Genomic DNA, 8,855 nt, shown 5'->3' with positions numbered 1-8,855 from the left:
TTGGCGAGCTTGGTCTTGTCATAGACGAAGGCGAACCAGCCATAATCGAAGGGCACGAACTGCTTGTCGGTCCAGGCGATCGGTAGATCGAGCTGGGACAGATCGAGGCCATGATCGGCGATGAGGCCGGTCGCAGCCGCCTCGACCGTCAGATTGGTGTCCAACCCCAGCACGATATCGGCCTTCGAGCTGGCGCCTTCGAGCTTGAGACGCGACAGCAGGGCGGCACCGTCCTCGACCGAGATGAATTCGATCTTGCAGCCACATTCCTTCTCGAAGGCCGGCTTGATCGCCGTCCCGAGCCCCCACTCCGAGGTGAAGGATTCGTAAGTCAGGATTCTGAGCGTCGGCGTCTCGGCCTGGGCCGGATCTATCGTCCCGAAGCCGAAGGAAATCGCAATCGCCGCTGCCATCGCGGCCAAAGACATGAATAAGCGCATCGCGTCGCTCCCTTGGTGACGCGGAGGGTGCGCAGACGAGCTGTTCTCTGTGAGCGGCTCATTTCCCTCCGCCGGCATGACCCGGATCAGGTTCGTCGGGTTGGAGGCGGGAACGGCCCCGTCTCTCCTCTCAGCCCCGAAGGGCACCCCGTTGAGTGGCGCTCATCATAGGGAGGGAATCCGCGATTGCAAGCGGGTGCCGGCCGCCCTTCAGCGAAGGGAGGCGACGAGCGATCCGAAGGCCGGTCCCGCGATCAAAGGCTCGGCCCGCGCCGTATATTCATCGGCGAGATGCCGATAGCTATCCCGGTCCTCGGCGGTCACCATCTGGGCCGCCGCCCAGGATGCGGCGACCAGATGCAGCAGCGCCCGGAACAGCTCGACCCGGACCGCCAGCCTCTCGCGATCCGGTGCTTCATAGGCCTCGAGCAATCGCCGCCGCTGGGTCTCGTCGAGGCGCGCCTCGATGGCGAGGCCGGCCAGATCCCAGGCGGGCTCGCACATGGCCGAATATTCCCAGTCGATCAGGAACAGCCCTTGCTGTCCTTGCAGGAAATTCGCCGGCGAGGGATCGATATGGCTGGGCACCCACGTCACCGGATGGGCCGCGAGTGTCGCGCGCGCAGGCTCGGCCAGATCACGGAGGTGCCGCAGTCCCGCGGATGCCTCGGCGCCCGCGAGCGCCAGATACTGATCGACCTTCGGAAAGAGCTCCATGCGGCCTTGAAACGCATGATGGCTCCGATGGAGCCGCGCCAGCAGGCGGCCGACCGCATCGGTCACGGCCGGGTCGCGAAAGCTCTCGGGCGAGAGCCCCTGCGCCCCTTCAATATAGCGCGTCACCAGGCAGTCCGAGTCCGCCAACAGGATCGGCGGCGCGAGGCCCAAGCCCGCCGCGATCTCGTGGTTATGCAGCTCGGCGCGCCGATCGATGTAGCGCTCGGTGCCGGGTCCGGGCAGCCGAAGAACCGCGCGGTCCTCGCCGCGGCTGAGCAGGAAGCTGCGGTTGGTGAGACCGGCCAGGGGTGTCGCCGTCCAGCCCGGTTCCTTGCCCGACAATCGATCGAGCCAGAGAGATTTCATGGCACCCATGACAATGACATAACCAACCGGCCGCTCAGGAACGGCCCGCCTTCATGAATTCGATGAACAGTCTCAGAATCTCGATACGCGCGTTCTCTTTCGGGTAATAGAGGAAGAAGCCGGGTCGCGTCGGAACATAACGGTCGAGCATGGTCTCCAGACGTCCTGCGGACAGTTCGTCCTGGACACCGGCACGAAGCGACCAGCCGATTCCCAATCCCTCCAACGCCGCTTCTACGACCGATTGAAAGCTGTTGAAAACCAGATTGCCTTTGACCGCCACGGACTGCATGCCCTCGGGGCCCAGGAACTGCCATTCGGCAATTCTGTTGGAGCCGATGAAGCGGTAGCGGATGCAGTTGTGGTGCAACAGATCGCGCGGTTGCTTGGGACGGCCATGCTTCTCGAAATAGGCCGGTGAGGCGAAATACGCCCCCTTCAGCGGCGGCGTGAGACGAACCGCAATCATGTCGTCGTCGATACGATCGCCGAGCCTGATCCCGGCATGAAATCTCTCGGCGACGACATCGACGAAGGCCTCATTGAACGAGAGTTCGATCTCGATCTCCGGGTATTTTTTCTGGAAAGCAGCCAACCGCGGCGCAATCCGGAGCTGATAGGCGCGATAAGGAAGCGTTATCCTGATGTTTCCCTTGGTGGCATTGCCAACCCCGCGGGCTTCCTCCAGCGCCTGAGTCAATTCCAGGACCGCGGGTTGCGCGCGTCGCAACAAGGCGCGGCCGGCATCGGTCAGCTCGACGGACCGCGTCGTCCGGGTGAAGAGGCTCACCCCAATGCGATCCTCGAATGCCTTCAGTTGCTGACTGACAGCCGGCGGCTGCACGCCCAGCGCCGCCGCTGCTGCGCGCAGCGATCCAGCTTCGGCGATCGCGAGAAAGGTCTCCAGGCCGCCGACCGACAGGTTTCTCATTATGTCGAATGTCTTATGTCTCTATTCATATTATGAAGAATATACAAATCAATCGACATGATCCATCTGTTTTGCCGACGGAGAGCAAGAGATGGTCGTCAGAATGGAACGACGCCCGGAACAGGTGACGATCGGCATCATCACGATCGTCGCCACGGTGTTGGCGATGTCCTTCGCCGACGCGGTTGTCAAATATGTCAGTGCGACGTTCACGCTTTGGCAGATCTACGTGCTGCGATCCCTCATCGTGATTCCGGCCCTGATCCTTATTTCCGGAGTGGGCTCTCGTTCCTTCCGAACCGGCTGGAGACTGGGCGGTTGGGTCGGCCTGCGCAGCCTGTTGCTGGCGTTGATGTATGTGGCGATCTATGCCGCGGTCCCGGTCTTGAGCCTCTCCGTCATTGCGGCCTCGCTCTACACCGCCCCCCTCTTCATCGCGCTGCTCTCGGCCTTGCTGATCGGCGAGCCGGTTGGGCTCCGGCGGTGGGCCGGCATCGTGATCGGTTTCGCCGGCGTCCTCCTTATCTTGAGGCCGGCCGCCGATGGTTTCACCGCACTGGCCCTGATACCCGTCGCCGCCGCCCTGCTCTATGCGATGGCGGCGATCATCACACGGTCCAAATGCATCGACGAAGCGCCGATGACTCTGGCGCTGGGCCTCAATCTCGCCTTGCTCGGGGTCGGCACCATCGCGACCCTCGCACTCTCCCTCGGGCGACCGATGCTGCCGGCTGCTTCCGCCTATCCCTTCCTGTTGGGCGCCTGGGGAGCAATGGATCCGCGAAACTTGGCTGTCCTCGCGCTGCTGGCGGCGCTCATGCTTGCCATCAGTCTGGGCCTGGCGAAAGCCTATCAATCGGCACCGCCCACGATCATCGCAACCTTCGATTACTGCTATCTGCCGTTTGCGGCGTTCTGGAGCTACGCGATCTTTTCCGAACCACCGGATTTGGCGACCATCGGCGGAATGGTCCTGATTGCGATGGCCGGATTGATCGTGATGCCAAGGCCAAGGACGGTCCAACAGAAAGCCGAGGCGCCTGCCCGCTAGCCTTCGCGCGCGACGAAGGCCATGGCCTGGCGCGCGGTCCGACGCGGATGGCGGCCCTTGATCGGCTCATGGAGATAGCGATTGACGGCGGCGAGGAGGTGCGGACCGCCCTCTCCCGCCGCACCGGCCCGCCATTCCTCGCGCGCCGCCAGCAGCGTTTTCACCCGATGAATCGCGACGATCTCCTCCTCGATGCCGTGATCGAACAAGGCCGCCACCTCGGTCTCGAAGAAACGGTCCGCGTCGGGAACCTGCCAGCGTGACGGATCCTGCCTGGGATCGGTAAAACCCAGATTGCGCCCGGCATGGCAGGCGAGCTGCAACAGGCCCGCCGGCCAGAGTGCCGGGAACTTGCCACATTGCAGCCGCACGGCATTGGCGAAGGTGATGCCATGGGTGACATCGAGCCAGTTGGCATTGTCCGCCACGGGCTTGTCGTTCCGGTTGTCGAAGGCGAGATCGAAATTCAGCAAGCGCTCGGCATTGACGCCAAGCAAAGCGCCGTAGAGATCGAGCGGCGGCGAGGCACCCGCGGCCGCAACCAGATCGAGCGCGGGCCCAATCCCGGCACTGCGCAAGGCGTCGCGATCGAGCGGGCGCGCCGGGTCGGCGCCGAATTTTGCCAGCGCCTTGGCATAGCCGCGAAACTCCGGGATCAGATCCTCGCGTGTGGTGTAGGCCAGCCCGCGCACCAGCGACTGCAGGAGCGGCCGCTCCACATGCCGGCCGAGACGTTCGACCAGGCGTCCGCATTTCACGACATAGATCAGCGAGTGACCGAAATCATTGTAGTGGCCCAGCGCTGCGCGGCTCAGCGCCGGCTCGAAATCGGCAAACCCCAACCCATGATCGAGCCCGCCGCGCAATCGCGCCAGAGCGCCCGCTTCGTCCTGGGCCTCGATGGCCGCGAGGAATGAGCTCTCGTCATAGGGAATGCTCTCTTCGCCATAGCCATGTTCCGGCTCGCGCAAGCTGTCCTCGGCCATATGGGTCAAGGCTTCAAGAACAGCGACCAGGGCGCGTTCGGGATCCGTCTGGAACTCGTCGGCCAGCGCCAGCCAGTCGGCGGCCCCGGCATAGGCATGGGTCCAGCCGAACTCGAGACGGTCATGCGACCAGAGGATCGCCGCCGCCAGCGCATCGGTGAGCGCCCCGCCGGCCTGCTTCAGCCGGACGAGATCGCGCGCGATCCGATCATATTCCTTGTCGACAAAGGCATCGCGCAGATGCGCGATCGCCTCCGCCTGGCGCTCGCCTGCCGGCGGATCGGAAACATCGACCCAGACATCGTCGCCGCGCAACGCAACCGGGTATGTCCGCAAGCGATCGCCACCGTAGAGATTGGCGCCGTCCTCGAGGTCGAATTTCCAGTTATGCCAGTTGCAGGTCAGTCGGCAGTCGGAGTCGAGCGTTCCCTCGCTCAGCGGATAGCCTTCATGGGGGCAACGATTGTTGCAGGCGCGAAGACCTTTCGGCGTCGCAAACAACACGATCTGCTTGGCGCCGGCACGAAACAGCTTGCGCCCGTTCCGCTCGAGTTCATCGCGGCTACAGGCCTTTAACCACGTGCTCGGGTTCGCACCGTCATCCATGATGGTTAAGAATCGCGCTGTCGGGCCTTTAGGTCAACCCGACGCGAATTGGGGATGTCCAGGGGCCGCGTTCATTGTCGGCCCCCGCGGCGAGGACTATTATCCCCGCGACCCAAATATGGGTTTATCAGGGGCAATACAGGGGAGTAATCGTCATGGCAACCATGCCGACGATGTCTGCGCCGTCAGACCAAGATCTGAAATGGGTCTATCTATCGCTGAACGGGCGGGCGACGCGCTCAAAATATTGGCTGTTCGGAATTGTCGCGATCATCATCGTCGGTGGGATTGCGGGCTTCCTGGATGGATTGCTGGGGCTGACCTTCGAAGGATCGCCCTATGGACCCATCTGCACGGTCGTCGGTCTTGCGCTGATCTATCCCATCATTTGTGTCGCTGGAAAGCGTTGGCATGACCGCAACAAGAGCGCTTGGTGGATTCTGATCGCCCTGATCCCGGTCATCGGCGGGATCTGGACGTTGATCGAATGCGGCTTCCTGCGCGGCACCGTCGGCGACAATCGTTTCGGTCCCGATCCGCTGGGCGGCAAGTAAACCTCGACGCCCGACCGATATAAATCTAAATGGTGAGCCCCGGGTTCTTCCGACCCGGGGCTCGAAGCGTTTTATATCAAGGCATTGCGCGCCGCGGTTCATACCCCGTAAGGGGTAGTCATTTGTAGCGCAGACCGCTTCCCGGTAGAGTGCCGGCCACCGTCACTCACCTCTGGTTCATCATGGATGAAGGCCTACCGACGAACGAGCTGCAGGACTATCTGCGGGCCCACCCCGAGACGCGGTTCATCGACGCCCTCTATATCGATCTGAACGGCTTCGTGCGCGGCAAGCGCTATCCCGCCGACAAGGCCGGGAAGCTCTATTCCAGCGGCATGCAGATGCCGGAGGCGCATTACATCCTCTACGCGATCGGCGATTCCGTGGACCCTTGCGGGCGCGGCTTCAGCGACGGCGACCCCGATTGCGTGACCTTCCCCGTTCCCGGCAGCCTGGCGCCCGTTCCCTGGGCCAACGAGCCGCGCGCGCAGCTGCTGATGACGCAGGCGCGCAGCGAGCGCCCGCCCCATTTCGTCGATCCGCGCCAGATCCTCCGCCAGGTGGCGGACCGTTTCGCCGCGACCGGCCTCAAGCCGGTGATGGCCTTCGAGCTCGAGTTCTATCTGCTCGATCCGGCACCGGATGCCCAAGGTCGCCCGCAATCGCCGATCCAGCCCGGCAGCCAGCAGCGTCTCGTCAGCATGCAGACCAACTCCCTGGAGGAGCTCGACGCCTTCGGGAGTTTCCTCGCCGAGGTCGACAAGGCCTGCCGCGCGCAGAACATCCCGAGCTCGGTCGCCTGCACGGAGTTCGCGACGGCGCAATATGAGATCAATCTCGATCATGTCGACGATCCGGTTCTGGCGGCCGACCATGCCATCCTGCAGCGGCGGGTGATCAAGGCGATCGCCCAACGGCACGGCATGCGGGCGAGCTTCATGTCGAAGCCCTTCCTCGACCGCAATGGCAGTGGCACTCACATCCATATCAGCCTGCTGGACAAGTCGGGCCGCAACGTGTTCGACGACGGATCGCCGCTCGGCAGCGCCACCCTGCGCCATGCGATCGGCGGCCTGCAGGCGACGATGGCCGAGGCGATGGCGATCTGCAGCCCGAACCTCAACGCCTTCCGCCGTTACGGCCCCAACCGCTTCGTGCCGGTGAACAAGAGCTGGGGGGCCCAGAACCGGTCGGTCGCGTTCCGCATTCCCGGCGGATCGCCCAAGGCACGGCGCATCGAGCATCGCGCCGCCGGCGCCGATGCCAACCCCTATCTGGTCGCGGCCGCCCTCCTCGCCTCGATCCAGCACGGCATCGAGAACCAGCTCGATCCGGGCCAGCCCGCCGAGCAGCGCAATGTCAGCGGCGAGGTCGATCCCGACCTGCCCTTCGACTGGATGGCGGCGGTGGACCGGCTCGAGCAGAGCACGATCCTCCGCCAAGCGATCCATCCGCTCTATCTGCAGATCTACGCTGCCGTCAAACGCGGCGAGCATGAGCAGATCATGAGCGAGATCATCTCGCGAGAGTATGCGTGGTATCTGTGAGGGCTCTATGGGCAATTCAGCGCTGCTGCTTATTACCATCGCCATCGAACCCAGCACCGCGCATGATTGGGGAAGAATGGCCGATGCCCTCGCGCAGCTCACTAGTGATGACGACTTGCTCCACTGCAGTATTGATCGCGAGAGCCGGCAAATCGTCGTTGGTGGAATGAGCGAGGCGCAGCTTCAGGATGCGCTCACACGTCTCGATCGCGAGTTTTACGTGAAGGTTAATGCCGGTCCGCCGCAAGTGTCATATCGTGAGACCATTACGAAAGCGATCGAGCAGGACCACACTCACAAGCTGGACATCGGCGCTCCCGACGTGTCGGCTCGCCTCAGAATTCGATTTGAGCCATTACCGACCAGCAGCGACTTTTCATTCGGAAGAGTCGAGGCGGGTGACAAATTGCTGTATGAAATCGCTTCAACTGTCGAAGCGGGCTTGATGGCTGCAAAGGAATCTGGGCCGGTCGCGGGCTATCCGATGATCGGTATCCGGGCCACACTGATCGATGCCGAGCGCCGAGATGCCCGAATGCCGTTAGCGGCCTTTCGCTTCGCTGCCGCCGCCTGCTATCGCGAAGCCGTTCCAAAGGCCCGGCCGGCCTTGCTTGAGCCAATCATGACAGCGGAGGTGGCGACGCCGGAAACTTATATGGGCAACGTCATCGGCGATCTGAACAGTCGACGCGGACAGATAGCCGGCATGGAATCTCGGGCTGACGAGCGGATCATCACCGCAAAGGTGCCCCTGGCCAACCTTTTGGGTTATGAGCATTCTCTAAACTCCTTGACCCAAGGCGAAGGAAGCTTTGCGGTGACTTTCAGCCAGTGGGAGCCGCCGCCCAGGTCGTTCGACGGGCCTCCGTTCCGCCCAGCCATTGGCATGCGGGCATAGCGACTTCCTCGACCCGTGCTTGCGGCGAAAGGGGTGACGCGCCGAGGACCTTTACAGTCTGCCCAACCGCTCGATCAGCAGATCGAAGATGCGCGGCGCATCCGCCTCTTCGAAGGCTTCGACGTTGGCGGGGCCACCCCAGAGGCCGCGCCAGTCGGGGACCGTCATGCCGAGCGTGAGCGGGCTTCCGGTCTCCACCTTGATCGCGAGGCGCGAGCCGCGGAAGAGCGTCGGATCGAGCAGCCAGGCGATGGTGCAGGCGTCATGGAGCGGCGCGCCGGTATGGCGTCCGCCTTCGGCCATGGCCTCGGTGCCGAGATAGAAATCCATCAGGTCGGCGACGGTGCGCGCGGCCGCACTCTTCGAGACCCTCAGGCGGTCCACATGCTCCTGGCGGGCCCGCACCTTCCAGGTGACGTCGAGTGGAAAGAGCGCGATCTCGATGCCACTGGCAAAGACGATCTCGGCGGCGTGGGGATCGACGAAGACGTTGAACTCCGCCGCGGGCGTCATGTTGCCGCCCGCACGCAGAGAGCCGCCCATGACGATGAGCTTCGCAATCTTGCTTGCGATCCGGGGCTCCCGGCGCAGAGCCATCGCGATATTGGTCAGGGGCGCAATCGCGGCGATGATGGTGGCGCGATCGCCGCGGGCCATCAGGGTCTCGACCAGCCAATCGATCGCGTGCTGCGGCTGCAGCTTCATCCGCGGCTCGGGAAGATGCGCGCCGTCGAGGCCCGACTCCCCATGGATCTCCGG

At 63.4% G+C, this 8,855-nt stretch carries 9 protein-coding genes and 1 riboswitch; of the genes, 4 read left to right on the top strand and 5 right to left on the bottom strand.

Going from position 1 to position 8,855, the window contains the following annotated elements; all coding sequences use genetic code 11:
• From ACREE8_RS08955 to ACREE8_RS08945, 3 genes are all read right to left on the bottom strand, one after another.
• The coding region (locus ACREE8_RS08955; protein WP_431572644.1) for a thiamine ABC transporter substrate-binding protein at positions 1 to 440 on the bottom strand (440 nt) is incomplete at its 3' end.
• Positions 441 to 485: 45 nt separating this feature from the next.
• Positions 486 to 601, bottom strand: a riboswitch (TPP riboswitch).
• A gap of 49 nt (positions 602 to 650) precedes the next feature.
• Positions 651 to 1,523, bottom strand: coding sequence for a choline/ethanolamine kinase family protein (locus ACREE8_RS08950; RefSeq protein WP_431572643.1), 873 nt, complete (start codon positions 1,521 to 1,523; stop codon positions 651 to 653).
• 34 nt (positions 1,524 to 1,557) lie between these two features.
• The gene (locus ACREE8_RS08945; protein WP_431572642.1) at positions 1,558 to 2,454 is read right to left on the bottom strand and encodes a LysR substrate-binding domain-containing protein; all 897 of its coding nucleotides are present in this window, start codon (positions 2,452 to 2,454) and stop codon (positions 1,558 to 1,560) included.
• A 103-nt stretch (positions 2,455 to 2,557) separates the two neighbouring features.
• Here ACREE8_RS08945 and ACREE8_RS08940 point away from each other — a divergent pair, with 103 nt between their 5' ends.
• Complete coding sequence (locus tag ACREE8_RS08940) at positions 2,558 to 3,505, top strand: DMT family transporter (protein ID WP_431572641.1); 948 nt, start codon at positions 2,558 to 2,560, stop codon at positions 3,503 to 3,505.
• Here ACREE8_RS08940 and ACREE8_RS08935 read toward each other — a convergent pair.
• Positions 3,502 to 5,097 (bottom strand): Rieske (2Fe-2S) protein, encoded by a 1,596-nt coding sequence (locus ACREE8_RS08935; RefSeq protein ID WP_431572640.1) that lies wholly within the window; start codon positions 5,095 to 5,097, stop codon positions 3,502 to 3,504. The genes ACREE8_RS08940 and ACREE8_RS08935 overlap by 4 nt on opposite strands.
• Positions 5,098 to 5,252: 155 nt before the next feature.
• Here ACREE8_RS08935 and ACREE8_RS08930 point away from each other — a divergent pair, with 155 nt between their 5' ends.
• From ACREE8_RS08930 to ACREE8_RS08920, 3 genes are all read left to right on the top strand, one after another.
• Positions 5,253 to 5,651: a DUF805 domain-containing protein gene (locus tag ACREE8_RS08930; protein ID WP_431572639.1), complete on the top strand. Its 399-nt coding sequence runs from the start codon at positions 5,253 to 5,255 to the stop codon at positions 5,649 to 5,651.
• A gap of 149 nt (positions 5,652 to 5,800) precedes the next feature.
• On the top strand, positions 5,801 to 7,198 hold the full coding sequence (locus tag ACREE8_RS08925; RefSeq protein WP_431572638.1) for a glutamine synthetase family protein: 1,398 nt from the start codon (positions 5,801 to 5,803) through the stop codon (positions 7,196 to 7,198).
• A 7-nt stretch (positions 7,199 to 7,205) separates the two neighbouring features.
• On the top strand, positions 7,206 to 8,096 hold the full coding sequence (locus ACREE8_RS08920) for a hypothetical protein (protein ID WP_431572637.1): 891 nt from the start codon (positions 7,206 to 7,208) through the stop codon (positions 8,094 to 8,096).
• A gap of 51 nt (positions 8,097 to 8,147) precedes the next feature.
• Here ACREE8_RS08920 and ACREE8_RS08915 read toward each other — a convergent pair.
• Positions 8,148 to 8,855, bottom strand: a 708-nt coding sequence (locus ACREE8_RS08915; protein ID WP_431572636.1) for a nucleoside hydrolase, incomplete at its 5' end; no start/stop codon positions are given.

The organism is Hypericibacter sp. (assembly GCF_050729195.1).
Lineage (GTDB): Bacteria > Pseudomonadota > Alphaproteobacteria > Dongiales > Dongiaceae > Hypericibacter.
The sequence above is the reverse complement of the archived record's forward strand: the minus strand, read 5'-3'. Positions and strand labels throughout refer to the sequence as shown.